This window comes from Planomonospora alba (assembly GCF_039534085.1).
Taxonomy (GTDB): Bacteria; Actinomycetota; Actinomycetes; order Streptosporangiales; family Streptosporangiaceae; genus Planomonospora_B; species Planomonospora_B alba.
The window spans coordinates 86,643-111,260 of record NZ_BAAAUT010000018.1; the positions used below are offsets into that span (position 1 = coordinate 86,643).

Here is a 24,618-nt window from a genome sequence, read left to right on the forward strand (position 1 = left end):
AGGGGCGGTGACGCCGTTGACACTCCCGGAACGGTCGGCCTAGCGTCCCGGCAGCGGGGTAAAACGTTCTACTGAGGAGGTCGCCCATGATCCGGGCCGCCGTCGTGGGCGCGGGCGCCGTCGCCGCGCACGGGCACGTGCCCGCCGTACGGGCCCACCGGGACCGCGTCGAACTGGCCGCCGTGGTCGACGTCGACGCGGCCCGGGCCCGGGCGTTCGCCGCCGAGCACGGCGTGCCCGCCTGCTACACCGGCCTGACCGAGATGCTCGCCGCGGAGCGCCCGGACCTGGTGCTCGTCTGCACCCCGCCGCACCTGCACGCCGACCAGGCGGTGGAGTGCCTGCGCGCCGGGGCCTGGGTGTGGTGCGAGAAGCCGCTGTGCCGCTCGCTGGCCGAGTACGACCGGATCCAGGCCGCGGAGGGAGCCGCGGGCCCCTACCTGGCGGTCGTCTACCAGCAGCGCTTCGGCTCCGGTGCCGAGCACCTGCGCGAGCTGGCGGCCTCCGGGGCGCTCGGCCGGCCGCTGGTGGCGCTGTGCACCACCGCCTGGCACCGGGACGCGGAGTACTACGCCGCGCCGTACCGCGGCAGGTGGGAGACCGAGGGCGGCGGCACCACCGTGCTGCACGGCATCCACCAGATGGACCTGATGCTCTCGGTGCTCGGCGAGTGGGCGGAGATCCGCGCGATGGCCGGGCGGCTGGAGCGGCCCGTCGAGACCGAGGACGTCTCGATGGCGGCGGTGCGGTTCGCCGGCGGCGCGATGGCGAGCGTGGTCACCAGCGTGCTGTCGCCGCGCCAGGAGAGCTATCTGCGCTTCGACTTCTCCGGCGGCACGGTCGAGCTGCGCCACCTGTACGGCTACCGCAACGAGGACTGGGCGTCCACCTCGCCGCTGTGGAACCCGCCGGGGGACGTGCCGAGCGGGCACGCCGCGCAGCTCGGCACCGTGCTCGACGCCTTCGAGCGCGGGGAGCGCCCGCCCGCGAGCGGGCCGGACGGGCGGCGCGCGATGGAGTTCGTCACCGGCCTGTACGCCTCGGCCCTCACCGGGCGCCCGGTGCTCCGGGAGGAGATCGGCCCGCACGATCCGTTCTACCACCGGCTCGACGGCGGCCTGGGCCTGTGAGGGCCGCGGCGGGGCCGGGCCCGCCGCGGCCGGACCGCCTCAGCGCAGCCGGGCGGCCAGGGCGAGCTGCTCGGCGACCTGGGCCGAGCCGCCGCCCTCGTGGCCGTTGTACGGCCAGACGCGGATGTCCTTCGGCCCGGCGTAGTGGTTGTAGGCCGCGAACACCGTCGAGGGCGGGGTGACGCCGTCGCGCAGGGCGACGGAGAACAGCGCCGGGGTCGTGTTGCGCGCGGCGAAGTTCAGCCCGTCGAAGTAGTCCAGGGTGGCGAAGACCTCGTCCACGCGGTGCCGCTGCGCGGTGAAGAACCGGGCCAGCTCCGCGTACGGCTCGGCGTCGGTGATCTCGGCGGCGCGCCGGATGTGGGTCATGAACGGCACGTCGATGAAGGCGTGCAGCAGGTCCGGTACGAGCGCGCCGACCGCCATCGCGATGCCCCCGCCCTGGCTGCCCCCGGAGACCACGACCCGCGAGGCGTCCACCAGCGGGTGGGAGCGGGCGGCCTCCACGGCGCGCACGCCGTCGGTGTAGAGCCGCCGGTAGTAGTAGTCGTCGGGGCAGGAGACGCCCTGGGTGAGCCGCCCGGGCGCGGACGGCCCGCCGGCGGCGGCCGGGTCGGGGGTGTCGCCGTGCCGGTTGCCGGAGCCCTGCCCGCGCGAGTCCATCACGAACACGGCCCAGCCCGCGCCCGGCCACAGCAGCCAGTCGTGCGGGAAGCCGCGCCCGCCGTTGTAGCCGATGTACTGCACCACGCAGGGCAGCGGCCCGGCGGCGCGCGCCGGGGCCAGCAGCCAGCCGCGCACGGGGTGGCCGCCGAAGCCGGCGTAGGTCACGTCCAGGCAGCGCACCTCGGCCAGGCCGGTCTCCACCTCGGTGAAGACGGCGCCGAGGTCGTGCCCGCGGGCCTCGGCGAGGGTCCGCGCCCAGAAGGCGTCGAAGTCGGCGGGCTCCCGGCGCTCGGGACGGTAGGCGCGGAGCCGGTCGAGCGGCATGTCTACGAACAAGGTCGTCTCCTCGGTCGGGGGCCGGGATTGAAACGTTCTTCCTCCTGGCCCTCCGGGACGGGGCCCGGAGGGCCGGGGATCTGTAACGTTCGGATAACCCGGACGGGATCGGGGGTGTGCGGGCGGTGCCGTCGAGCACCGTTCCCGCCTGCGGGAACCGCTTTCCAGTATGCCCCCGTCGCGCCGGGCCGCCGCGCCCGCCACCGGGGCGGGGCGGAAACGGGGTCTTGTGCGGCAGGTAGGGGAACGTTTTAATCCCCGTAAAGCAGACGCAACACGGCTGTGTGAACGGTAACAGCGGGTGGGACGGGTCGCCGTCCCGGCGTGAAGGGCGGTGGGCGGCATGCGTGACGGCATCGCCTACGGCGGTGACTGGAACCCCGAGCAGTGGCCCGAGGAGACCTGGGCCGAGGACGTCGCGCTGATGCGCGAGGCGGGCGTCACCCGGGTCAGCGTCGGGATCTTCTCCTGGTCGATGCTGGAGCCGGTCGAGGGCGTCTACGACTTCGGCTGGTTCGACCGGGTGATGGACCTGCTGGCAGGGGCCGGCATCGAGGCGTGCCTGGCCACCCCCACCGCCTCGCCGCCGCCGTGGTTCGGCCGCACCTATCCCGAGGCGCTGCCGGTCGACGCCGGCGGGCGGGTGCTGTACCACGGCAGCCGGCAGGGCTTCTGCCCCAGCTCGCCCGTCTACCGGGACAAGGCCCTGGCGATCGCCGAGCGGGTCGCCCTGCGCTACGCCGGCCATCCGGCGCTGGCCCTGTGGCACGTGCACAACGAGTACGGCTGCCACAACGCCCGCTGCTACTGCGACACCTCGGCCGGGGCGTTCCGCGCCTGGCTGCGCGGGCGGTACGGCACGCTGGAGGCGCTCAACGACGCCTGGGGCACCGCGTTCTGGTCACAGCGCTACAGCGACTGGGACCAGATCCTGCCGCCCCGCGCCACTCCGAGCCTGACCAACCCCGGCCAGCAGCTCGACTTCCGCCGGTTCAGCTCCGACGCCCTGGTCGAGCTCTACACCGCCGAGCGCGACCTGCTGAAGAAGATCACGCCCGGGGTGCCCGCCACCACCAACCTGATGGCCGGGGCGCACTGGGACATGGACTGCTGGGCCTTCGCGGCCGAGGTGGACGTGGTCGCCACCGACCACTACCTGATCGGCGAGCGCGCCGAGCCGCACGTCGACCTGGCCTTCGCCGCCGACTTCGCCCGCTCCCTGAACGGGGGCCGCCCGTGGCTGCTGATGGAGCACTCCACCAGCGCGGTCAACTGGCAGGGGCGCAACCTCGCCAAGACCCCCGGCGAGCTGCGCCGCAACTCCATGGCCCACCTGGCCAGGGGGGCCGACGCGATCATGTTCTTCCAGTGGCGGGCCTCGCGCGCCGGGGCCGAGAAGTGGCATTCGGCGATGCTGCCGCACGCAGGCACCGGGACCAAGATCTGGCGGGAGACGGCCGCGCTCGGCGCCGAGCTGGCCGCGCTCGCGGAGGTGGCGGGGAGCACGGTCCGCGCCGAGGCGGCGATCCTGCTCGACACCGCGAGCGTGTGGGCCCAGGACCACCCGGCCCAGCCCACCGCCGACCTGGACCCGGCCGAGGAGGCCAAGCGCTGGCACGCGGCGCTCTGGCGGGCCGGGATCACCTGCGACCTGGCCCGCCCCGAGGGCGACCTGTCCGGCTACCGCCTGGTGCTGGTCCCCGCGCTCTACCTGGTGAGCGACGCCGGGGCGGCCAACCTGGCCGGGTTCGTCCGGCGGGGCGGGACCGCGGTGGTCGGGCCGTACAGCGGCGTCGTCGACGAGCACGACCGGGTCCGGCTCGGCGGCTACCCCGGGGCGTGGCGGGAACTGCTCGGCGTGACCGCCGAGGAGTTCTTCCCGCTCCCGCCGGGGCGCACGCTCCGCCTGACCGGCGGCGGCACGGCCCGGATCTGGAGCGAGGCGGCCCACGCCACGACCGCCGAGACGCTCGACTCCTACGCCGACGGGCCGCTGGCCGGCTCGCCCGCCTGGACCCGCAACGCGTGGGGCGCGGGGGCGGCCCACTACCTGACCACCCTGCCCGACGACGAGGCCCTGGCCGCCGTGCTCGCCGCCGCCTGCGCCGAGGCCGGGGTCACCGCGGCCGCGGAGGCCCCGGCCGGGGTCGAGGCCGTACGGCGGGCGCACCCCGACGGCAGGTCCTACCTGTTCGCGATCAACCACACCGGGGCCGACGCGGTCGTCGGGGCCGCGGGCGCCGTCCTGCCGGGCGGCGAGCCGGTGGACGGCGCGCTGACGGTCCCGGCCGGGGGCGTCCGCGTGGTCCGCGAGAGCGGCCCCGGCCCGCGACCGGCGCGGTCATGAGCCACCACACACAGGAGGGACGACGGCATGCCGTACGTCAATCCCCTCGCCTCCTCCGCGGACCTTGACGGTTTCCGCCTGGAGGGGGAGGGCGCGGTCACCTTCCCTGCGGGCCGGATGCGCCTGGAGAGCCTGCGCCCGCCGCAGGACGGGCAGGACGCCAACATCGTCCTGTGGTGCCCCGAGGACTTCCCCGCGGACGTCTCCGTCGAATGGGACTTCTGGCCCGTCCGCGAGCCGGGCCTGTGCATCCTGTTCTTCCACGCCAGGGGCAGGCGGGGCGAGGACCTGTTCGACCTCGCGCCGCGCACCGGCCCCTACGAGCAGTACCACCACGGCGACCTGGACGCCTACCACGTGTCCTACTTCCGCCGGATGTGGCCTTCCGAGCGCCGGCTGCACACCTGCAACCTGCGCAGGAGTCACGGCTTCCACCTCGTCGCCCAGGGCGCGGACCCGCTCCCGGCGGTGCTGGACGCCCAGGGCCCGTACCCGCTGCGCCTGACCGTGCACCGGGGTGAGATCACCTTCCGGATCGGCGGTCTGGTCTCGTTCCGCTGGCGGGACGAGCGGCCGCTGCGCGGAGGGAAGATCGGCTTCCGGCAGATGGCCCCGATGATCGGGGAGTACGCGAATCTGCGGGTCACCCCTCTTTGACGCCCAGCTGAACCGGAGAATTTTCTCCATCAACCGATTCATCCATCCCTTTTCCCGTGAGAAAGCCGTGATTTTTTAGCGAAAGAGGAAAAATGCGAAACTTAACCTCCGGTGACGTGCCCGCCCGGACGGGCGGCGCGTGATGGCCGCCTGGCCGGTCAGGCTGTACTCGGCCTGCGACGAGCTGCTGTGGGTGGTCCGGCTCAACCTCGCCTGGATCGCCTTCACGCTCGCCGGCGGAGTGGTCCTCGGCCTCGGGCCCGCGACCGTGGCGGCCTACACCCTGGCCCGGCGGCACGCCAGGGGCGAGTGGCCCCCGCTCTGGAGGGAGTTCGCGGCCGTCTACCGCCGGGAGTTCGCCCGCGGCTCGCTGCTGGTGCTCCCGCCGGCTGCGGCGGCGGCCGTCCTCTACGGCAACCACCTGTACTTCTCGGCCCTCGGGCAGGCGGCGCCGCGGCTGGCGACCCTGGCGGGGCTGCTCGCGCTGGCCGCCGTGACCGCCTACCTGCTGCCGATGTACGTCCACTACGACCTGGAGCCCCTGGCCTGCCTGCCCAGGGCGTCGCGGCTGGTGCTGGCCCGTCCCGCCTCCACGGTCCTGCTGCTGTTCACCCTGGCCGCGGTGGTCTCCGCCGCCGCGGCCTTCCCCTTCCTGGCGCTCGCGCTCGCCGCCGGCGCCTGGATCCAGCTCGACACCTGGCTCTGCCTGCGCTTCTTCGACGAGAACGAGGCGTACCTGCACCCGAAAGGCGAACGATGAGAACCACCCCCCGCCGGCTGCTCGCCGCAATGGCCGCGCTGACCACGGCCCTCCTCGCCTCCGCCTGCGGCGGCGGCGACGACGGAGGAGGGCGGGCCGCGAGCGGCGAGCTGACGATGATGGTCCCGCTGTTCGGCACCGCCCCCGACCCCAAGGGCGAGGTGCACCAGGCGGTGGAGAAGGTCGTCGGCAAGAAGCTGAAGATCACCTGGGTGCCGAACGCCGAGTACGGCGACAAGACCAACGTCGTGCTCGCCTCGGACGACATCCCGCAGGTCATGGTCGTCCAGGGCAAGACCGCCGCGTTCGTGCAGGCCGCGCAGGCCGGGGCGTTCTGGGAGCTGACCGACAAGCTGGACAGGTATCCGAACCTGAAGGCCAAGTCCGAGCAGGCCGAGCTCAACGCCTCGATCAACGGCAAGGTCTTCGGCATCTACCGCGTCCGCCCGCTGCTGCGCTCGGCCGTGCTGTACCGCAAGGACTGGCTGGACAGGCTCGGCCTGAAGGTCCCGGAGACCGTCGACGAGCTCTACGAGGTCGCCAAGGCCTTCACCGAGAAGGACCCGGACGGCAACGGCGAGAAGGACACCTACGGCCTCATCATCCCCAAGTGGCCCACCCCGGTCTTCTGCAGCGCCAGCCCGTACAACGTGATCGAGACCTGGTTCGGCGCCCCGAACTGCTACGGCGACCGCGGCGGCCGGCTCGTGCCGGCCTTCGACACCGAGGAGTTCTACACCGCCAACCGGTGGCTGAAGAAGATGGTCGACGAGGGCCTGGTCAACCCGGACTTCGCGACCCTCGACTCGGGCAAGTGGAACGACCCGTTCGTCCAGGGCAAGGGCGGCATCATCATCGACGTCAACGTCCGCGCCACCCAGCTGTACGGCCTGCTCAAGGAGCAGGACCCGGACGGGTACGGCGACAAGCTGGCGATGGGCGGCAACCTCAAGCGCTCCGACGGCCAGAAGTTCTCCTACCCCTTCGACGGCTACAACGGCTTCCTGGCCGTCTCCAAGCAGAGCGTGCGCACCGAGGCCGAGCTCGACGAGGTGCTCAAGGCCCTGGACCGGCTGGCCACCAAGGAGGGCCAGACCCTGCTGGCCAACGGCATCGAGGGGCGCAACTTCAAGCTGGAGAACGGCTACGACGTGCCGATCGACGACGACGATCCGGCGGTCAAGACCATCAACAACGACGTGGACTTCGCCTTCGTCCAGCTCGGCACCTGGGCCACCATCGGCATGGGCGTCTACGAGAGCATGCCGACCAGCGAGGCCGAGCGGGAGAACCTCAGGCTCCGCAAGGAGCTGGCCGAACTCGACCTGCAGACGGCCGTGCACAACCCCGCCCTGCCGATCGTCTCGCCCACCTACGTCAGCAGGGGCGCGACCCTCGACCCGATCGTCTCCGACGCCCGGGTCAAGTACCTGGCCGGCGAGATCACCGAGGAGCAGCTGCGCGCCGAGGTGAAGCGCTGGTACGACAGCGGCGGCGCGCAGGTCGTCGCGGAGATCACCGACCTGCGCGCCGAGCTCGGCGCCGGCGGCAACTGACCCGACCCGCGCGGGGCCCGGCGCGCGCCGGGCCCCGCGCTCCCCGACCCCACCGGAAGGAGGCCGCTGTGGCCACCGACCTGGCGCCGCCTCCCGTGCAGGCGGACGGCGGGCCCGGACGCGGACCCGCGAGGACACCGCTCCGCTCCGCGCTGCTGCGCTACCGCTGGCTGTACCTGATGCTCGTCCCGGGCCTGGTCTACTTCGCGGTCTTCAAGTACCTGCCGATGTACGGCCTGACGATCGCCTTCCAGGACTTCGTGCCCTTCCTCGGCTACTCCGGCAGCGAGTGGGTGGGCTTCAAGCACTTCGAGGCCCTGTTCACCGGCCCGGACTTCGGCCGCCTGCTGTTCAACACGCTCTTCCTCGCGCTGCTGACGGTGGTCTTCGTCTTCCCGGCCCCGATCATCGTCGCGCTGATGCTGAACGAGCTCCGGATCAACGTGCTCAAGCGCTCGATCCAGTCGCTCGTCTACATCCCGCACTTCCTGTCCTGGACGATCGTCGCGTCCCTGACCTACCTGCTGTTCGCGGTGGACTTCGGCGTCGTCGCCCAGTTCGTCCACGGCCTGACCGGCGGGCCCAAGGTCGACTACGTGGCGCAGCCGGACTGGTTCCGGCCGATCATCATCATGCAGACGCTCTGGAAGACGACCGGCTGGGGCACGATCATCTACCTGGCCGCGCTGGCCGGCGTGGACCAGAACCTCTACGAGGCGGCCCGCATGGACGGCGCGGGGCGCTGGCGGCAGTTCTGGCACATCACGCTGCCCGCCGTCCGTCCCACGATCGTGGTCATGGCCATCCTCACCTCGGGGAACCTGCTCGACGCCAGCTTCGAGCAGATCTGGCTGATGACGAACTCGCTGAACCGCTCGGTCGCCGACGTGTTCGACAGCTACGTCTACTACATCGGCATCACGCAGGGCGCCTTCAGCTACTCCACCGCCGTCGGTCTGTTCAAGGGACTGGCCGGCGCCGTGCTGATCTTCGGCTCCAACTGGCTGGCCAAGCGCCTGGGCCAGCGCGGACTGTTCTAGGGAGCACCGGCGATGTCCGTCAACCACTACAAGTCGCCCGGCAGCCGCGTGTTCGACGCGCTCAACGTCGTCCTGCTGACCGGCCTGGCCCTGGTCACGATCCTGCCGCTGCTCTACGTGCTGGCCGGGTCGTTCGCCACCGAGGCGGAGATCGCCTCGCGGCCGTTCTTCCTGTGGCCGGAGAAGTTCGTCACCGACACCTACGCCTACATCTTCGGCACCGACACCTTCGTGCGCGCCCTGCTCACCACGGTGGGCGTGACGGCGGTCGGCACGGTGATCCAGGTCGCGCTGACGCTCACGATGGCCTACCCGCTGGCCAAGCGGTACCTGCCGGGCCGTGCGCTGGTGCTGAACCTGGTGCTGTTCACCCTGGTCTTCAGCGGCGGCATGGTCCCCACCTACCTGGTGGTGCGCGACCTCGGGCTGCTCGACAGCTACTGGGCGCTGATCCTCCCGCTGGCGATCAACCCGTTCTACCTGATCATCGTCAAGAGCTTCTTCCAGGACCTGCCGGAGGCCCTGGAGGAGGCGGCGCGCATCGACGGCTGCAGCGAGCTGGGCGTCTTCCTCAAGATCGTGCTGCCGCTCTCCAAGCCGGTCATCGCGACGTTCTCGCTCTTCTACGCCGTCGGCATCTGGAACGACTACGTCTCGCCGCTGCTGTACATCGACGACTCCAGCAAGTGGACGCTGCAGGTGCTGGTCCGCCAGCTCACCAGCGCCGACGCCGAGAACGCGCTCGCCCAGCTCGACTCGGTCTTCTTCCCCGCCGAGGGCCTGAAGTTCGCGGTCGTCGTCATCGCGACGCTCCCGATCCTGTTCTTCTACCCCTTCCTGCAGAAGCACTTCGCCAAGGGCGTGCTGATCGGGTCGGTGAAGGAATGACGGCCCGCGAGACCGCCGCCCCGCCGGCGGCCGGGGGCGCGACGGTGCTGCGCTGGCTGGAGCGGCCGTGCCGGCAGGGCGTGACCTGGGGCGTCCCCTGGCCGCGTGGCGCCCTGCGGCCCGGCACGCCGTTCGCGCTGGCCGCCGCCGACCGCACGGCCGTCCCCGTGCAGAGCTGGACCACCGCCACCTGGCCCGACGGCTCGGTCAAGTGGTCGGCCCACGCCGCCGGGCCGCAGGCCGTACCCGCCGGGTCCTACACGCTGGTGCCCGGCGCCGAGCCCGCCGCGCCGCGGGAGCCGGTGACGGTCACCCGTGACGGCGACGCGCTGCGGGTGGCCACCGGACCGGTCGCCTGGACCCTGCCCGGGACCGGGGGGACGGAGCTGATCGGCTCCGTCTCCCACGGCGGCGCGGAGATCGCGCGCCGGGTGCGCCTGGTGGGCCTGCGCCAGGACACCCCCGACGAGGACGGCTCGCGCGTCCGCGAGCCGTCCGCCGGGACCGTCTCGCGGGTCGCCGTCGAGCAGGACGGGCCGGTGCGCGCGGTCGTGCGGCTGGAGGGCCGGCACGTCCTGGCCGGCGGCAGGTCCTGGCTGCCCTTCACGGTGCGGCTGTACTTCTACGCGGGGGCGGCGGACGTGCGGATCGTGCACACCTTCGTCTGGGACGGCGGCGCCGGCGCCGACTTCCTCGCCGGGCTGGGCCTGAGCGCGGACGTCGTCATGCGCGACCCCCTGCACGACCGGCACGTCCGGCTGGCCGGGGCGGAGGGCTTCCTCACCGAGGCCGTCCGCGGGCTGACCGGTCTGCGCCGGGACCCGGGCGAGGCCGTACGGCGGGCGCAGGTCGCCGGCCGCCCGGTCGGGGAGATCGGGAACCCGGAGGTCGCCGACCGGCTCCACCTGATCCCGGCCTGGAACGACTACACCCTGGAGCAGGGCGGCGCCGACGGTTTCACCCTGCGCAAGCGCACCGCGCCCGGCCACGCCTGGGTCACCGTCCCGGCAGGCACCCGGTCGCGGGGGTACGGCTACGTCGGGGGCGCGAGCGGCGGCCTGGGCTTCGGCCTGCGCGACTTCTGGAGGCTGCACCCCACCCGGCTCGACGTGCGGGGCGCCGCCGGGGACGCGGCCACGGCGACCGTCTGGCTCTGGTCGCCCGGCGCGGCGCCGATGGACCTGCGCTTCTGGCACGACGGCCTGGGCCAGGACACCTTCGCCGGGCAGCTGGAGGGCCTGGAGATCACCTACGAGGACCACGAGCCGGGCTTCGGCGACCCGCACGGCATCGCCCGCACCCACGAGCTGACCCTGCGGGTCCACGGCGCCACCCCGCCGAACGGGGAGCTGGCCGAGCACGCCGCCCTGCTGGAGAGCCCCGGCCTGCTGACCGCCGCCCCCGAGCGGATCCGCGCGGCCGGCGTGTTCGGGGTCTGGTCGCCGCCCGACCGCTCCGACCCGGCCGCCGCGGCGATCGAGGACCGGCTGGACTTCCTGTTCGGCTTCTACCGGGACCAGGTGGAGCAGCGCCGCTGGTACGGCTTCTGGGACTACGGCGACGTCATGCACGCCTACGACCCCGACCGGCACACCTGGCGCTACGACGTGGGCGGCTACGCCTGGGACAACTCCGAGCTCTCGCCGGACCTGTGGCTGTGGTACCAGTACCTGCGCACCGGGCGGGCCGAGGTGTTCCGCCTGGCGGAGGCGATGACCCGGCACACCGGCGAGGTGGACGTCTACCACCTGGGCCGGTGGAAGGGCCTGGGCTCCCGGCACAACGTGCAGCACTGGGGGTGCAGCTGCAAGCAGCTGCGCATCTCCAACGCCGCCTACCGGCGCTTCTTCTACTACCTGACCGCCGACGAGCGCACCGGGGACCTGCTCGACGAGCTGGCCGCGCCCGAGGAGACCTTCCTGGCGGTCGACCCGTTGCGCAAGGTCCGCCGGGACGCCTACACCCCCGACCCGGGTGCGCTCTCGGTGGGGCTGGGCGCCGACTGGGGGGCGCTGGCCGCCGCCTGGCTCACCCGCTGGGAGCGGCACGGCGACGAGCGGGCCCGGGACCGGCTGCTGGGCACGATGGCGGACATCGCGGCCCTGCCGTACGGCTTCCTGACCGGGCAGGCGCTGTTCGACCTGGCCGCCGGGCGGTTCGACGCCACCCGCGAGAGCGTCGAGGTCTCCCACCTGTCGGCGGTGTTCGGGCTGCCGGAGATCTGCGCCGAGCTGATCGACCTGGACCTGGGCGTCGAGGGGTTCGAGCGGGCCTGGCTGGACTACTGCCGGCTCTACCTCGCCCCCGCCGAGCGGCAGCAGGCCGAGGTGGGCCGGGTGCTGGAGGGCGTCTCCCTGGTGCAGGCGCACAGCAGGCTCGCCGCCTACGCCGCGGCCCGCACCGGCGACGCGGAGCTCGCCCGCCTCGCCTGGCGGGCGTTCCTCGTGGACGAGGGGGACCGGCTCAACGTCAACCCGCTGCAGCGCGAGCGCGACTGGCGGCTGACCGAGGTCCGGGGCCCGGCCGTGCTCATGCCGGTCACCGAGGCCCCGTTCGTCTCCACCAACGACGCCGCCCAGTACGGCCTGGCGGCGATCCAGAACCTGGCGCTCGTCCCCGGCCACCTGTCCGGCGCCCTCCGTCTCCTCTCCGGTGACGCGACGTGATTAAAACGTGCAACTGAAGGAACGTGCCATTATCTGATCCATCCATGCGGTTTGTCTGATTCAGTGGCATTGACAGGGGAGGGTGCCCGCCGTACCTTCCTGGAAGTTGTTAAAACGTTTTTTAGAAGATGGAGCCCCTGTGCAGCGCGTCTGCTTTCTGCTGAAGGTCCGGCCCGAGCGGCTGGAGGAGTACCGCGAGCGGCACCGGGCGGTCTGGCCGGAGATGCTCGACGCCCTCCGCGAGGCCGGCTGGCGCAACTACTCGCTGTTCCTGCACCCGGACGGGCTGCTGGTCGGCTACCTGGAGACCGAGGACTTCGAGGCCGCCCGCGCCGCGATGGCCGCCACCGGTGTCAACGCCCGCTGGCAGGCCGAGATGGCCCCGTTCTTCGAAGCCCTCGACGGGCGCCCGGACGAGGACATGAGCCCGCTCGACGAAGTGTTCCACCTGGACTGATCGGGGAAAGGCATGACCACCGACATCAAGGCCGCGCTGCGGGCGCAGGCCATCGAGACCCCCTCCTGGGCCTACGCCAACTCCGGCACCCGCTTCAAGGTGTTCGCCCAGCCCGGGGTGCCGCGCGACCCGTTCGAGAAGCTCGCCGACGCCGCGCAGGTGCACGCCTTCACCGGCGTCGCGCCCAGCGTGGCGCTGCACATCCCGTGGGACAGGGTCGACGACTACGCGGCGCTGGCCGGGCACGCCGCGGACCTGGGCGTGCGGATCGGCGCGATCAACTCCAACGTCTTCCAGGACGACGACTACAGGCTGGGCTCGGTGACCAACCCCGACCCGCGGGTGCGCCGCAAGGCGACCGACCACCTGCTGGAGTGCGTGGACATCATGGACGCCACCGGCTCCGGCACGCTCAAGCTCTGGTTCTCCGACGGCACCAACTACCCCGGCCAGGACGACATCCGCGCCCGCCAGGACCGGCTGGCCGAGGCGCTGCGCGAGGTCTACGACCGCCTCGGCGACGGCCAGCGGTTCCTGCTGGAGTACAAGCTGTTCGAGCCGGCGTTCTACACCACCGACGTGCCGGACTGGGGCACCGCCTACGCGCACTGCCTGGAGCTGGGCCCCAAGGCCCAGGTCGTGGTGGACACCGGCCACCACGCGCCGGGCACGAACATCGAGTTCATCGTGGCGTTCCTGCTGCGGCAGGGGAGACTCGGCGGCTTCGACTTCAACTCCCGCTTCTACGCCGACGACGACCTGATGGTCGGCGCGGCCGACCCGTTCCAGCTGTTCCGGATCATGTTCGAGGTGGTCCGCGGCGGAGGGTACGGCCCGCACGTGGCGTTCATGCTCGACCAGTGCCACAACCTCGAACCGAAGATCGCCGGGCAGATCCGGTCGGTGATGAACGTCCAGGAGGCCACCGCCAAGGCGCTGCTGGTCGATCGCGACGCGCTGGCCGCCGCCCAGGCGGCCGGGGACGTGCTGGGGGCCAACGCGGTGCTGATGGACGCCTACAGCACCGACGTGCGGCCGCTCCTGGCCGAGCTGCGCGCGGAGATGGGCCTGGACCCCGACCCGATGGCCGCCTACGCCCGCTCGGGCTACTTCGAGAAGGTCTGCGCCGAGAGGGTCGGCGGCACGCAGGCCGGCTGGGGCGCCTGAGACGACCCGGACGCCCCCGGCGCCCGGCGGAGCCCAGGCGTCCGCCCCGTTTTCCGAGACCACGGCCGACCCGTTAGGACACCCCATGACCTCACCCGTCGAAGAACTGCTGCGGCGCTCGCACGAGCTCGGCGCCGACCCGCGCACCACCAACTACGCCGGCGGCAACACCTCCGCCAAGGGCACCGCCGTCGACCCCGTCACCGGCGCCGAGACCGAGCTGCTGTGGGTCAAGGGCTCCGGCGGCGACCTCGGCACCCTGACCGAGTCCGGCCTGGCCGTGCTGCGGCTGGACCGGCTGCGCGCGCTGACCGGCGTCTACCCGGGAGTCGAGCGCGAGGACGAGATGGTCGCCGCGTTCGACCACTGCCTGCACGGCCGGGGCGGCGCCGCGCCCAGCATCGACACCGCCATGCACGGCCTGCTGGACGCCGCCCACGTCGACCACCTGCACCCCGACGCCGGCATCGCGATCGCCACCGCCGCCGACGGCCCCGCCCTGACCGAGGAGATCTTCGGCGACCGGGTCGTGTGGGTGCCCTGGCGGCGGCCCGGCTTCCAGCTCGGCCTCGACATCGCCGCCATCGCCGCGGCCAACCCGCAGGCCATCGGCGTCATCCTCGGCGGCCACGGCATCACCGCCTGGGGCGCCACCAGCGAGCAGTGCCAGGCCAACTCGCTGGAGATCATCCGCACCGCCGAGGCGTACATCGCCGCCCACGGCCGCCCCGAGCCGTTCGGGGAGGTCGTGTTCGAGACGCTGCCCGAGGCCGGGCGGCACGCGCGGGCCGCCGCGCTCTTCCCGGTCCTGCGCGGCCTGGCCTCGACCGACGCCCCCCAGGTCGGCCACTACACCGACACCCCCGAGGTGCTGGACTTCCTCGCCCGCGCCGAGCACCCCCGCCTGGCCGCGCTCGGCACCTCCTGCCCCGACCACTTCCTGCGCACCAAGGTCGCCCCCCTGGTGCTCGACCTGCCTCCGGACGCGCCGCTGGAGGACGTGGTCGCCCGCCTGCGGGAGCTGCACGCCGCCTACCGCGCCGACTACGCCGCCTACTACGCCCGGCACGCCGGCCCCGACTCCCCGCCGATGCGTGGCGCCGACCCGGCGATCGTGCTGGTGCCCGGCATCGGCATGTTCTCCTTCGGCCGCGACAAGCAGACCGCCCGGGTGGCGGGCGAGTTCTACGTCAACGCGATCAACGTGATGCGCGGCGCCGAGGCGATCTCGTCGTACGCGCCGATCGACGAGGCGGAGAAGTTCCGCATCGAGTACTGGGAGCTGGAGGAGGCCAAGCTCCGCCGCATGCCCGCGCCCAAGCCGCTGGCCGCCCGGATCGCGCTGGTCACCGGCGGCGGCTCCGGCATCGGCGCCGCCACCGCCCGGCGGCTGGCCGCCGAGGGCGCGTGCGTGGTGGTGGCCGACCGCGACCCGGCCGCCGCGGAGAAGGTCGCCGCCGAGATCGGCGCCGGGGCCCACCGGGCCGCCGACGCCGCGATCGCCGTCGCGGCCGACGTGACCGACGCCGAGGCGGTCGCGGCGGCGGTGCGCGCGGCGGTGCTGGCGTTCGGCGGCGTGGACCTGGTGGTCAACAACGCCGGGCTGTCGATCTCCAAGCCGCTGCTGGAGACCACCGAGGCCGACTGGGACCTGCAGCACGACGTGATGGCCAAAGGCTCCTTCCTGGTCTCCCGGGAGACGGCCCGGGTGATGACCGCGCAGGGCATGGGCGGCGACATCGTCTACATCTCCAGCAAGAACGCCGTCTTCGCCGGGCCCAACAACGTCGCCTACGGCGCGGCCAAGGCCGACCAGGCCCACCAGGTGCGGTTGCTGGCGGCCGAGCTCGGGGAGCACGGCATCCGCGTCAACGGCGTCAACCCCGACGGCGTGGTGCGCGGTTCCGGGATCTTCGCCTCCGGGTGGGGCGCGCAGCGCGCCGCGGTGTACGGCGTGCCGGAGGAGGAGCTCGGCGCGTTCTACGCCCGGCGCACCCTGCTCAAGCGGGAGGTGCTGCCCGAGCACGTGGCGGCGGCGGTGTTCGTGCTGACCGGTGGACAGTTGTCGCACACCACCGGCCTGCACGTCCCGGTCGACGCCGGCGTCGCCGCGGCGTTCCTGCGCTGAGGCCCCCTGCGCTGGGACCCCCTGCGCTGGGACCCCCTGCGCTGAGGCTCCTCCCGCGTCCGGGCGGGACCCGGCGGGTTCACCCCCGCCCGCGGGAGAGGCGGTTCAGCGCCTGCCGGAGCAGGCCCGGCCGGGCCTGCTCCCGCCGTACCGGGTCGGCGGGCTCGCGGAGCCGCGCCCGCTCGGCTCCGTCCTGCCCGTCCCGCCGGACGCGGAGCGCGCGCAGCTCCGCGAGCGCCTCGGCGGCGGAGGGGCGCTTGGCCGGGGTGTGGTCGCGCATGCGGCGCAGCAGGTCCATGACCGCGGGATCGGCGCCGTCCGGCGCGGGCCCGGCGTCCGGTCCGGCGCCGGGCGGCGCTCCGGTCAGCAGCTGGTGGGCGATCACCCCGGCGGCGTAGACGTCGGAGGCCGCCGTCATCAGCTCCGGCCGGGCCTGGCACTCGGGCGCCACGTAGTGGGTGTCCAGCACGTTGGGCAGCTCGTTGGCCACGGTGTGCGCGCGGGGTCCGGGCTTGGCGTAGTCGAAACCGGTCAGCATCGCGCGCCCGCCCTCGGCCACCAGCACGCAGGCGGGGCTGAGCGCCCGGTGGACGACGTTGTTGGCGTGCACGTGGGCCAGCCCGCTCAGCATGTCCTCCACCACGTCCAGCCGCGCGCCGGCCGGGAGCGCGTGCCGCCCGGAGGCGCCCAGGCGCAGGTGCAGCGCCTGGCCGTGCACGTCGTCGAGGACCAGCACGAACCGGCTCTCGTCGTCGACGGCGAAGAAGTCGCGGGAGCGGACGACGCACGGGTGCGGCGGGATCCTGGTCAGCGCCTGGTAGGCGTTGGTGATCAGATGCCGCTCGGCCTCCCGCGGCCCCTCCTCGGCCAGCGGGTCGGCGCGGTAGACGCGCAGCAGGACCGTCTCGCCGCCGCGCACCGTCGCGTTGACCGCGCGGTACTCGGTGACCCGGGCGTCGCCGCCGAGCTCCTCCTCCACCTCCCAGTTGCCGAACCTGGGGGGCGCCGTGGAGCGCCGCACGCTGCCGTTGAGCGCCTCGATGATCGCCGTGCGGTACGGCCGGGTGTCGGTGCTGTATCCCCGCCGCACCCGGGAGGCGTCGCTCAGCACCGCGACCAGCCCGGCCAGGTCGGTGACGTTGCGGGAGTCGCGGCCGGCCGGGTCGACCAGCTCGGCCCCGGCCCCGGTCAGCACGACGACGCTGTCGACGTACACCCGCTCCAGCTCCCGGCGCTCCCGCATCAGCAGGCCCTTGAGCGCCCGTCCGTTGCCGCGCAGCTTGCTCACCGGGGAGCCGAACGCGCCGCGCCGCTCGGGGAACCACCGTGTCCCGGCCACCTCGATCCGGCCCCGGGTGCCCTTGACGTCGATGGCGCAGAGCGAGTGGCCGGTCAGCACGAGCAGGTCGACCTCGAAGGAGTCGTCGCCGCGCGGCACCTCGATGTTGTGCAGCAGCAGCCAGTCATCGGGGGCGTTGTCCCGCAGGTGCGCGATGACCCGCCGCTCGGCGTCGTTGACCGGGCGTCCGCCACCGACGATCTGTGCCATGTCGCGCGTGTCACCTCTCTCGCGTGTCCCGGACGGACCCAGGTTCCCATCCTCACGTGAGTGCCCGCACCCGCGCCACCTGTCCGGACCGGCCGGACCGTGCGGGAACGCCGGGCCGCGGCCCGGCCGGAGTGCGTTCCATCACGTTACCCGGGTGAATGATCTAGTCTGTCCGCGATCGCTGTCGGCCTCGGATGGGACGCGTGATGGACTTCCTGGTGACGGCGATAGCCGTGCTCTCCCTGGTCGCGGTCCTGGCGGGGATCGCGGTGGTCGTGCGGCGGCTGCTGGACCTCCGCTTCGGCGTGGTCCGCACGCTCCTGGCCGGGATGCTCGTGCTCGCCGCGGGCGGGCCGCTGATGCAGTCGATGATCGCCGGCGTGGACCCGGAGGACCCGGGCCTCGGCCCGCTCTGGATCCTCCTCCTCGGGACGGTCTGCGCGCTGCTGGCCGGGATGGTGTTCCTGGTGGTCGCCGAGGCGCTGGTGCCGCCGGGCTCGCTCCCCGGGCCGCTGGAGCTCGTGCGGGGGCTGCGCGGCCGCCTGGCCCGCTCGCGGCGCTACCTGGCGATCACCCGCATCCTGGTCCGGCACGGCCTCGGCCCCTACCTGCGCGGCCGCGACCCCGACCTGGGCGCCCCCGGCAGCCGGGCCCGCCTGGCGCGCTCGCTCCGCGAGGCCCTCGACGACGCCGGCGTCACCTTCGTCAAGCTCGGCCAGATCCTGTCCACCCGCGGGGACCTGCTGCCCCCGGAGTTCGTCGAGGAGCTGCGGCTGCTCCAGGACCGGGTGGCGGCCGCCCCCTGGGCGGAGATCGAACCGGTGCTCGTCGCCGAGACCGGCGGGCCGGTGGCGGAGACGTTCGCGGAGTTCGCGCGCGAGCCCCTGGCCGCGGCCTCGATCGCGCAGGTCCACCGGGCCAGGCTGGCGACCGGCGAGGAGGTCGTGGTCAAGGTCCGGCGGCCCGGCATCGCCGCCGTGGTGGAGCAGGACCTCGACATCGTGGCCCGCCTCGCCCGGTCCCTGGAGCGGCGGACCCGCTGGGGCCGCGCGGTCGGCGTGGGCGACCTGTCCCGGGGGTTCGCCGAGGCGCTCCGCGAGGAACTCGACTTCCGGGTGGAGGCCGCGAACATGGCGGCCGTGGCCGCCGCCTCCGCCGGCGGGCCGGTCCGCATCCCCGCGCCCCGCCCGGAGCTGTCCGGCCGCCGGGTGCTCGTGATGGAGCGGCTGGACGGCGTGCCGCTCGGCGGCGCCGTACCGGACGGGGTGGACCGGCAGGAGCTCGCCAGGACCCTGTTCGAGACGCTGCTCCGCCAGATCGTGGTGCACGGCGTCTTCCACGCCGACCCGCACCCGGGCAACATCATGCTGCTGTCCGACGGGCGTCCGGCCCTGCTGGACTTCGGCTCCGTGGGACGCCTCGACGGGGCGCTGCGGGAGGCCCTGCAGCGCCTGCTGGCCGCGATGGACCGGGGCGACCCGCTCGGGGTCGCCGACGCCCTGCTGGAGGTCGTGGCGCGCCCCGACGAGATCGACGAACGCGAGCTGGAGCGCGCGCTCGGCCGGTTCATGGCCCGCCACCTCGCCCCCGGCGCGACCCCCGACGCGCAGATGTTCGGCCACCTGTTCCGGATCGTCGCCGCGCACGGCCTGTCCGTCCCGCCCGAGGTGGCGGCGGTGTTCCGGGCGCTGGGGACCGCCGAGGGCACCCTGGCCCGGCTCGCGCCCGGATTCGACGTCGTCGCCGAGGCCCGCGCCTTCTCCGCCCGCCACCTCGCCGAACGGGGCGAGGTGGCGGGCATCCGGGAGGCGGCCACCCGTGAGGCCCTCGCCCTGCTGCCCATGCTGCGCCGCCTGCCCCGCAGGATCGAGCGGATCGCCGGCGCCGCCGAGCACGGCCGGTTCGGCGTCAACGTGCGGCTGCTGGCCGACGAGCGCGACCGGCGGCACCTGACCGGCCTGCTGCACCAGGCGCTGCTCACCGTCCTGGCCGCCACCACGGGGATCATGGCCGTGCTCCTGCTCGGCACCGACGGCGGCCCCGCCGTCACGCCGGACCTCGGCCTGCTCGACCTCATCGGCTACAGCCTGCTGGTGGTCAGCTCGATCCTGGGCCTGCGCGTGCTGGTGGTCATCTTCAGCTCCGGCCGCTGACCCCGCGGACGGGCGGGTGCGGCGGGGTCACGACCGGCGCCGGGGGGCGACCAGCCCGGTCTCGTAGGCGAGGGCGACGGCCTGTGCCCGGCTGGACAGGCCGAGCTTGGACATCGCCCGGTTGAGGTGGGTCTTGACCGTCGCCTCGCTCACGCACAGCTCGCCGGCGATCTGGGCGTTGGACAGCGCGCGGCCGACCAGGCGCAGCACCTCGACCTCGCGGGAGGTGAGCGCCTCCAGACCGGCCTGCGGGGCGAGGGCGGAGTCGCGCCCCCGGGTGTAGGCCTCCACGAGGCGGCGGGTCACGGTGGGCGCGAACAGCATGTCGCCGGCGGCGATCGTGCGGATCGCGGCGATCAGCCGCTCCGGCGGGGTGTCCTTGAGCAGGAACCCCGAGGCCCCGGCCCGCAGCGCGTCGTAGACGTACTCGTCCAGGTCGAAGGTGGTCAGGATCAGCACCTTCGGCGGCGCGTGCCCGGCGGCGAGGATGCGCTCGGTCGCCGCGATGCCGTTCAGGTCGGGCATCCGCACGTCCATCAGGATCACGTCGGGCCGTACGGCGGCGGCCAGCGCGACCGCCTCCCGGCCGCCGGAGGCCTCGCCGGCCACCTCCAGATCCGGGGTCGCCCGGATCAGCGCGGAGAACCCGGCGCGCACCAGGATCTGGTCGTCGACGACCACCACTTTGATCATTCGTCCCCTCGCTCACCGCTCGACGGGCCCGCCGCCGCGGGCGGGAGCGGCAGCGCGACCGCGACCTCGAAGCCGCCCTGCGGGCGCGGTCCGGCGGCCACCGTCCCCCGGTAGAGCCTGACCCGTTCGCGCATCGCGATCAAACCGTGGCCGCCCCTCCCCGGCCCGCCGGTCCCGCCGTGCTCCCGGGATCCGCCGGTCCCGCCGTGCTCCCCGGACCCGCCCGTCGCCCGCGCGGGCGCGCCGTCGTCGGCCACCGCGACGCGCAGCTGTTCCCCGCCGTAGTGCAGCCGGACCCGCACCCGCGCGGGGAAGGCGTGCTTGAGCACGTTGGTGAGGCCCTCCTGGACCACCCGGTAGACGCACAGCTCCACGCCCGGGGTGAGCGGCCGGACGCCGCCGGTCACCCGCACGTCCACGGTGAGGCCGGCGGCCCGGACGCGCTCGACGAGCCGGTCGAGCTGGGACAGGCCGGGGGTGGGGTCGTAGACGCCGTCACGGCCGGGCTCCCCGTCCAGGCGGAGCACCGCCAGCAGCCGCCGCATCTCCTCCAGCGCCTCATGGCTGGTGGCGGCCACCGTGTCCAGCGCGGCCCGGGCGGTGCCGGGGTCGGCGGTGAACACGTAGCGGGCCAGCCCCGCCTGCACCGAGATCACCGACATGTGGTGGGCGACGATGTCGTGCAGCTCTCCGGCGAGGCGGATGCGCTCCTCGGTGACCGCCCGCCGGGCCCGGTCCTCCTGCTCGTGCCGGAGCCGCTCGGTCAGCTCGGCCAGGCGGCGGTTGCGCTCGGCGAGCCGGCGGACGCCGGAACCGAACGCGGCGGCGACCCCGACGAGAGCCAGGCTCTGGACCCCGTTCAGCACGACCAGCCCGCCGGCGGCCGCCGCCGAGGCCGTCCACCACACCGCGGTCCCCGCCGCCGCGGCGGCGAGCGCGGTCCGCAGCGGCCGGTGGACGGCGACGGTGTAGACGGCGAGCAGCACCGCGACGTTGTTCACCGTGGGCTGGTAGCCCAGCAGGTGGTGGCAGACGGCGGCGGCCGAGCAGCCGCCGAGCACGGCGACGGGGGCGCGCCTGCGCAGGGCGATCGGCAGGTTGATCAGGCAGGTCAGCAGGACCGCCACGGCGTCCGGCCGCCGCCACGGGCCGCTGTGGTCCGCCGCGCTCCACAGGAGCGTGATGGCGGTGAGCCCCGCGGCGGACGCCGCGTCCACCAGGAGGGGGTCGATCCGGCCGATCCGGCCCGCCCACGCCATCACCCGCACCCGCGCATGCTAGCCAGCCCGGGAGCGCCGCCCCATCGGGTGCCGGGCCGATCGGGCATACCGCGGACGGTGTACGGCGGAGCCGCCCGTACCGCCCGGGTAACGGCCGGATCCTCCTTCCGGAGGACGCCGCGCGGAGGCCCGCCGATCTAGCGTGGTCTCCCGTCATCGCTCGTCGCCGGGCGGATCCCGCGAGCCCTCAGGGGACGCGGCGGGGCCCGGCGGCCCGCGCCGCGGCGGGGCGGCGGCGAGGCCACGTGCTCTCCGGGCGGCGGAGGCTCAGGGCCCCGCGTCCCGCGCCGCCCGGAGGTCCGCAGACGGGGGCGGCCTCCGAGACCGCGTGACGGCGGAGCGCGGGGCATGACCCCGTCCGAGGCGGTGGCCGGGGCAGGAGGGGAGACCTGGCCCCGGCCACAGGCCGGTCCCACCGCTCCGCCGTGTCCCCGCGGCCCCGTGCTCCCGCGCGTCCTGCCGTGTCCCCGCGCGTCCCCGGCGCCGGCCGCCCGGCCCGGTCCGCCCCCGTGTCCCGTCCCCCGCGCGCCGCCCCGCACTCCGTTCCCGCGCCGCTCCGCGCGCCGCCGCGGCCCGGCCGGGGACGCGCCGGGGCCGGTCGCCCATGTTTGCCGTGGGTGGAGAGGGTAGCGCCTACCTCTGTAGGGAGGAGGCGCTTCATGGCGAACGCTACGAAAGAAGCACTGTCCACCGGCGAGCTGATCCGGCAGGTCTCCGAGGAGGTCTCCCGCCTGGTCAGGGACGAGATCCGCCTGGCCAAGATCGAGCTCGCGGAGAAGGGCAAGTACGCGGGGCGAGGAGCGGGCCTGTTCGGTGGCGCGGGGGTCGTCGCCCTGTACGGCGGCGGCGCTCTGGTCGCCGCGGTCGTCCTGCTGCTCGCGTACGTGATGCCCGCCTGGGCCGCCGCGGCGGTCGTCGGCGCGGTGCTGCTGGTCGCGGCCGCGCTCCTCGGAGTCCGGGGCAAGCGCCAGGTGTCCGCGATGGGCTCGCCGACCCCCGAAAGGACCATCCGCAGCGTCAAGGACGACATCGACGCCGTGAAGGAGAGGGCACACCGATGAGCGAGACCGACCCGGGTCCCGGCAGGGACACGGCGGAGGCGGGGGTGACCGGTGCCCGCAGACAGGAGATCGGCGCCCCCATCCCCTCGGACGAGCGCGGATCGCTGAACATCCCGCCGAACGAGCCGGCCCTGCGGCCCGGCGCGGGTCCCCGGCCGGACGGGACGTCCGCCGGTGACTTCGGGACCCCGCCCTGGGAGGGCGGCGGGACGGCCGGGATCGGCGCGGGAGCCGCGCGGGGACCGGGAAGTCAGGAGGAGGCCGTACGGCGGGAGATCGAGGAGACCCGCCGCGAACTCGGAGACAGCGTGGAGGCGCTGATGCACAAGACCGACGTGAAGGGCCGGGTACAGGAGAAGGCCGCCCACATGGGCGACGACCTCAAGCGCATGGGCGCGGCCACGGCCGGCACCGCCACCGGTCTGGTGGACCGGGTCAAGGAGGCGGCGCCCGAGATGCTGGACAAGGCCAGGCACGCCACACCCGCCGAGGTGAGGAACGCGGCGGGGAAGGTCTCGGCCGAGGCCGGCCGGCGGCCCGCGGCGACCCTGGCCGTACTGGGCACCGTCGCCCTGGTCGTGATCCGCGTCCTGCGGAGCCGGAAGAGCGGATCGTCCGCGACGCGCACGACGGTGCTCACGAGATCGCCCGCCAGGCGCATGCCGGGGCTCACCGGATCGTCCGGGATGAGGATGCCGCGGCTGATGAAGAGCAGCCCCACCGGATCGGGCCTGCCGCGGCTGCGGAAGAACAACCCCTCCGGGATCGGGATGCTGAGGTTCCGGCAGAGCCGGCCGTTCGGCGCCGGATTCCTGCGCTCCCGCAAGCGCACTCCGCTCGACATCGGGATCCTGCGGTTCCAGCGGAACAAGCCCGCCGGGATCGGCATCCTGCGGTTCGGCAGGAAGGAGCCGGTCGGAGCGGGGCTCGCGCGGCTGCGGAAGAGCCGGTAGATGAGCACACCGCATGCGGCCCGGGCCCGCGGGGAGGCGGGCCCGGCCGCCCCCGAGACGCCCGCCCAGCTCCCCTCGGGAGCGTGGTGGGGCGTGCTCAAGCGCACGGTCGGCGAGTTCCGCGACGACAATCTGATGGACTGGGCCGCCGCGCTCACCTACTACGGGGTGCTCTCGATCTTCCCCGCGCTCATCGTCCTGGTCTCGCTGTTCGGCCTCGTCGGCCAGGACGTGATCTCCACCCTCCTGGCCCAGGTGTCGGCGGTCGCCCCGGCCGACGCCACCGAGCTGGTCGAGCAGCAGGTGCGGAACCTGCGCAGCACCCAGGGGACGGGTCTGGTCGCGATCTTCGGTCTGCTGGTCGCGCTCTGGTCGGCCTCCGGGTACGTCGGGGCGTTCGTCCGGGCCGGCAACGCCATCTACGACATCGAGGAGGGGCGGCCGTTCTGGAAGCTGACCCCCCTGCGGGTCGGCCTCACGCTGATCCTGGTCGTCCTGCTGGCCGCGAGTGCGGTGATCGTCACCTTCACCGGGCGGCTCGCCCGGATCGCGGGCGACGCGCTGGGGGTCGGGGACACCGCGGTCACGATCTGGAACGTCGCCAAGTGGCCCGTCCTCGTGCTGATCGTCTCGTGCCTGGTGATGCTGCTGTACTGGGCCGCCCCCAACGTCCGCCAGCCGGGATTCCCGTGGATCAGCCCGGGAGGAGTGCTGGCGGTGCTGCTGTGGATCGCCGTCTCGGCCGGATTCGCGGTCTACGTGGCGAACTTCGCGTCCTACAACAAGACTTACGGTGCGCTCGGCACCGTCGTGGTCTTCCTCGTCTGGCTCTGGCTGTCCAACATGGCGATCCTGCTGGGCGCCGAGTTCGACGCCGAGCTGGTGCGCGGCCGGCAGATCGCCGCGGGCCACCCCCCCGCCGCCGAGCCGTACGTCGAGCCGCGCGACCCCGCCGAGGAGGATCCGGACCGCCCGGGGGGCGGCGGGGCGTCCCGCCCGCGCTGAGCGTCCCGCGGCGCGCGGGCGGATCCGCGGCCTTCACCGTCCGGCTGCCCGCAGCCGGGGCGCCGCCTGAGGAGTCCCGGCCCGCGGGGCGGAACCGGAGATCTCTTGGGCCGTTCCCGGGAGATT

Annotated in this window: 19 protein-coding genes; 15 read left to right on the plus strand and 4 right to left on the minus strand. The window is 73.8% G+C overall.

What is annotated here, in order from left to right; genetic code table 11:
• Window positions 1–86 precede the first annotated feature (86 nt).
• Window positions 87–1,130 carry a Gfo/Idh/MocA family protein gene (locus tag ABD823_RS13285; protein ID WP_344859272.1) on the plus strand — a complete coding sequence of 348 codons (1,044 nt, stop codon included), beginning with the start codon at window positions 87–89 and terminating at the stop codon, window positions 1,128–1,130.
• A 39-nt stretch (window positions 1,131–1,169) separates the two neighbouring features.
• On the opposite strand, the gene ABD823_RS13290 is transcribed toward ABD823_RS13285, so the two are convergent.
• Complete coding sequence (locus ABD823_RS13290) at window positions 1,170–2,132, minus strand: acetylxylan esterase (protein WP_344859273.1); 963 nt, start codon at window positions 2,130–2,132, stop codon at window positions 1,170–1,172.
• A gap of 343 nt (window positions 2,133–2,475) precedes the next feature.
• On the opposite strand from ABD823_RS13290, the gene ABD823_RS13295 reads away from it, so the two are divergent.
• The 10 genes from ABD823_RS13295 (at window position 2,476) to ABD823_RS13340 (ending at window position 15,798) form a co-directional block, all read left to right on the plus strand.
• Window positions 2,476–4,479: a beta-galactosidase gene (locus ABD823_RS13295; RefSeq protein WP_344859275.1), complete on the plus strand. Its 2,004-nt coding sequence runs from the start codon at window positions 2,476–2,478 to the stop codon at window positions 4,477–4,479.
• A gap of 27 nt (window positions 4,480–4,506) precedes the next feature.
• A complete protein-coding gene (locus tag ABD823_RS13300) occupies window positions 4,507–5,136 on the plus strand; it encodes a DUF1961 family protein (RefSeq protein WP_344859277.1) in 630 nt (209 codons plus the stop codon).
• A gap of 142 nt (window positions 5,137–5,278) precedes the next feature.
• Window positions 5,279–5,896, plus strand: a complete 618-nt coding sequence (locus ABD823_RS13305; protein ID WP_344859278.1) for a YesL family protein — start codon at window positions 5,279–5,281, stop codon at window positions 5,894–5,896.
• Entirely contained in the window at window positions 5,893–7,452 is a 1,560-nt protein-coding gene (locus ABD823_RS13310; RefSeq protein WP_344859280.1) for an extracellular solute-binding protein, read from the plus strand. Before ABD823_RS13305 ends, ABD823_RS13310 begins: the two co-directional genes overlap by 4 nt.
• 68 nt (window positions 7,453–7,520) lie before the next feature.
• Window positions 7,521–8,492, plus strand: a complete 972-nt coding sequence (locus tag ABD823_RS13315; RefSeq protein WP_344859282.1) for an ABC transporter permease — start codon at window positions 7,521–7,523, stop codon at window positions 8,490–8,492.
• Window positions 8,493–8,504: 12 nt separating this feature from the next.
• Complete coding sequence (locus ABD823_RS13320) at window positions 8,505–9,380, plus strand: carbohydrate ABC transporter permease (RefSeq protein ID WP_344859285.1); 876 nt, start codon at window positions 8,505–8,507, stop codon at window positions 9,378–9,380.
• Window positions 9,377–12,046 (plus strand): exo-rhamnogalacturonan lyase family protein, encoded by a 2,670-nt coding sequence (locus tag ABD823_RS13325; RefSeq protein ID WP_344859286.1) that lies wholly within the window; start codon window positions 9,377–9,379, stop codon window positions 12,044–12,046. Before ABD823_RS13320 ends, ABD823_RS13325 begins: the two co-directional genes overlap by 4 nt.
• 139 nt (window positions 12,047–12,185) lie before the next feature.
• Window positions 12,186–12,503 (plus strand): L-rhamnose mutarotase, encoded by a 318-nt coding sequence (locus tag ABD823_RS13330; protein WP_344859288.1) that lies wholly within the window; start codon window positions 12,186–12,188, stop codon window positions 12,501–12,503.
• Window positions 12,504–12,515: 12 nt separating this feature from the next.
• Complete coding sequence (gene rhaI / locus ABD823_RS13335) at window positions 12,516–13,670, plus strand: L-rhamnose isomerase (protein WP_344859290.1); 1,155 nt, start codon at window positions 12,516–12,518, stop codon at window positions 13,668–13,670.
• An 85-nt stretch (window positions 13,671–13,755) separates the two neighbouring features.
• A complete protein-coding gene (locus ABD823_RS13340) occupies window positions 13,756–15,798 on the plus strand; it encodes a bifunctional aldolase/short-chain dehydrogenase (RefSeq protein WP_344859292.1) in 2,043 nt (680 codons plus the stop codon).
• A 79-nt stretch (window positions 15,799–15,877) separates the two neighbouring features.
• Here ABD823_RS13340 and mads6 read toward each other — a convergent pair whose 3' ends face one another.
• Window positions 15,878–17,347, minus strand: a complete 1,470-nt coding sequence (gene mads6 / locus ABD823_RS13345) for a methylation-associated defense system protein kinase MAD6 (RefSeq protein ID WP_344859294.1) — start codon at window positions 17,345–17,347, stop codon at window positions 15,878–15,880.
• A gap of 206 nt (window positions 17,348–17,553) precedes the next feature.
• Between mads6 and ABD823_RS13350 the strand changes: the two genes are divergently transcribed.
• Entirely contained in the window at window positions 17,554–19,500 is a 1,947-nt protein-coding gene (locus tag ABD823_RS13350; RefSeq protein WP_344859316.1) for an ABC1 kinase family protein, read from the plus strand.
• 27 nt (window positions 19,501–19,527) lie between these two features.
• Here the strand turns inward: ABD823_RS13350 and ABD823_RS13355 are convergent, their stop codons facing one another.
• Together ABD823_RS13355 and ABD823_RS13360 are read right to left on the minus strand one after the other, a co-directional pair.
• Window positions 19,528–20,193: a response regulator gene (locus tag ABD823_RS13355; protein ID WP_344859296.1), complete on the minus strand. Its 666-nt coding sequence runs from the start codon at window positions 20,191–20,193 to the stop codon at window positions 19,528–19,530.
• The gene (locus ABD823_RS13360; protein WP_344859318.1) at window positions 20,190–21,452 is read right to left on the minus strand and encodes a sensor histidine kinase; all 1,263 of its coding nucleotides are present in this window, start codon (window positions 21,450–21,452) and stop codon (window positions 20,190–20,192) included. Before ABD823_RS13360 ends, ABD823_RS13355 begins: the two co-directional genes overlap by 4 nt.
• A gap of 680 nt (window positions 21,453–22,132) precedes the next feature.
• On the opposite strand from ABD823_RS13360, the gene ABD823_RS13365 reads away from it, so the two are divergent.
• Genes ABD823_RS13365 through ABD823_RS13375 form a run of 3 tightly spaced genes read left to right on the plus strand, consistent with a single transcriptional unit; the run spans window position 22,133 to window position 24,492 of the window.
• Window positions 22,133–22,534 carry a phage holin family protein gene (locus ABD823_RS13365; RefSeq protein ID WP_344859298.1) on the plus strand — a complete coding sequence of 134 codons (402 nt, stop codon included), beginning with the start codon at window positions 22,133–22,135 and terminating at the stop codon, window positions 22,532–22,534.
• The gene (locus ABD823_RS13370; protein ID WP_344859300.1) at window positions 22,531–23,487 is read left to right on the plus strand and encodes a DUF3618 domain-containing protein; all 957 of its coding nucleotides are present in this window, start codon (window positions 22,531–22,533) and stop codon (window positions 23,485–23,487) included. The genes ABD823_RS13365 and ABD823_RS13370 overlap by 4 nt, the downstream gene beginning before the upstream one ends.
• Window positions 23,488–24,492, plus strand: a complete 1,005-nt coding sequence (locus tag ABD823_RS13375; protein ID WP_344859302.1) for a YihY/virulence factor BrkB family protein — start codon at window positions 23,488–23,490, stop codon at window positions 24,490–24,492. It begins immediately after the preceding gene.
• The last annotated feature ends 126 nt before the right edge of the window (window positions 24,493–24,618 follow it).

What these genes read in the sequence shown, in the direction of transcription:
- ABD823_RS13285 (WP_344859272.1), top strand. Translation starts at nt 87, where the DNA reads ATGATCCGGGCCGCCGTCGTGGGCGCGGGCGCCGTCGCCGCGCACGGG.
- ABD823_RS13295 (WP_344859275.1), top strand. Translation starts at nt 2,476, where the DNA reads ATGCGTGACGGCATCGCCTACGGCGGTGACTGGAACCCCGAGCAGTGG.
- ABD823_RS13300 (WP_344859277.1), top strand. Translation starts at nt 4,507, where the DNA reads ATGCCGTACGTCAATCCCCTCGCCTCCTCCGCGGACCTTGACGGTTTC.
- ABD823_RS13305 (WP_344859278.1), top strand. Translation starts at nt 5,279, where the DNA reads ATGGCCGCCTGGCCGGTCAGGCTGTACTCGGCCTGCGACGAGCTGCTG.
- ABD823_RS13310 (WP_344859280.1), top strand. Translation starts at nt 5,893, where the DNA reads ATGAGAACCACCCCCCGCCGGCTGCTCGCCGCAATGGCCGCGCTGACC.
- ABD823_RS13320 (WP_344859285.1), top strand. Translation starts at nt 8,505, where the DNA reads ATGTCCGTCAACCACTACAAGTCGCCCGGCAGCCGCGTGTTCGACGCG.
- ABD823_RS13325 (WP_344859286.1), top strand. Translation starts at nt 9,377, where the DNA reads ATGACGGCCCGCGAGACCGCCGCCCCGCCGGCGGCCGGGGGCGCGACG.
- rhaI (WP_344859290.1), top strand. Translation starts at nt 12,516, where the DNA reads ATGACCACCGACATCAAGGCCGCGCTGCGGGCGCAGGCCATCGAGACC.
- ABD823_RS13340 (WP_344859292.1), top strand. Translation starts at nt 13,756, where the DNA reads ATGACCTCACCCGTCGAAGAACTGCTGCGGCGCTCGCACGAGCTCGGC.
- mads6 (WP_344859294.1), bottom strand. Translation starts at nt 17,347, where the DNA reads ATGGCACAGATCGTCGGTGGCGGACGCCCGGTCAACGACGCCGAGCGG.
- ABD823_RS13350 (WP_344859316.1), top strand. Translation starts at nt 17,554, where the DNA reads ATGGACTTCCTGGTGACGGCGATAGCCGTGCTCTCCCTGGTCGCGGTC.
- ABD823_RS13355 (WP_344859296.1), bottom strand. Translation starts at nt 20,193, where the DNA reads ATGATCAAAGTGGTGGTCGTCGACGACCAGATCCTGGTGCGCGCCGGG.
- ABD823_RS13360 (WP_344859318.1), bottom strand. Translation starts at nt 21,452, where the DNA reads ATGGCGTGGGCGGGCCGGATCGGCCGGATCGACCCCCTCCTGGTGGAC.
- ABD823_RS13365 (WP_344859298.1), top strand. Translation starts at nt 22,133, where the DNA reads ATGGCGAACGCTACGAAAGAAGCACTGTCCACCGGCGAGCTGATCCGG.
- ABD823_RS13370 (WP_344859300.1), top strand. Translation starts at nt 22,531, where the DNA reads ATGAGCGAGACCGACCCGGGTCCCGGCAGGGACACGGCGGAGGCGGGG.
- ABD823_RS13375 (WP_344859302.1), top strand. Translation starts at nt 23,488, where the DNA reads ATGAGCACACCGCATGCGGCCCGGGCCCGCGGGGAGGCGGGCCCGGCC.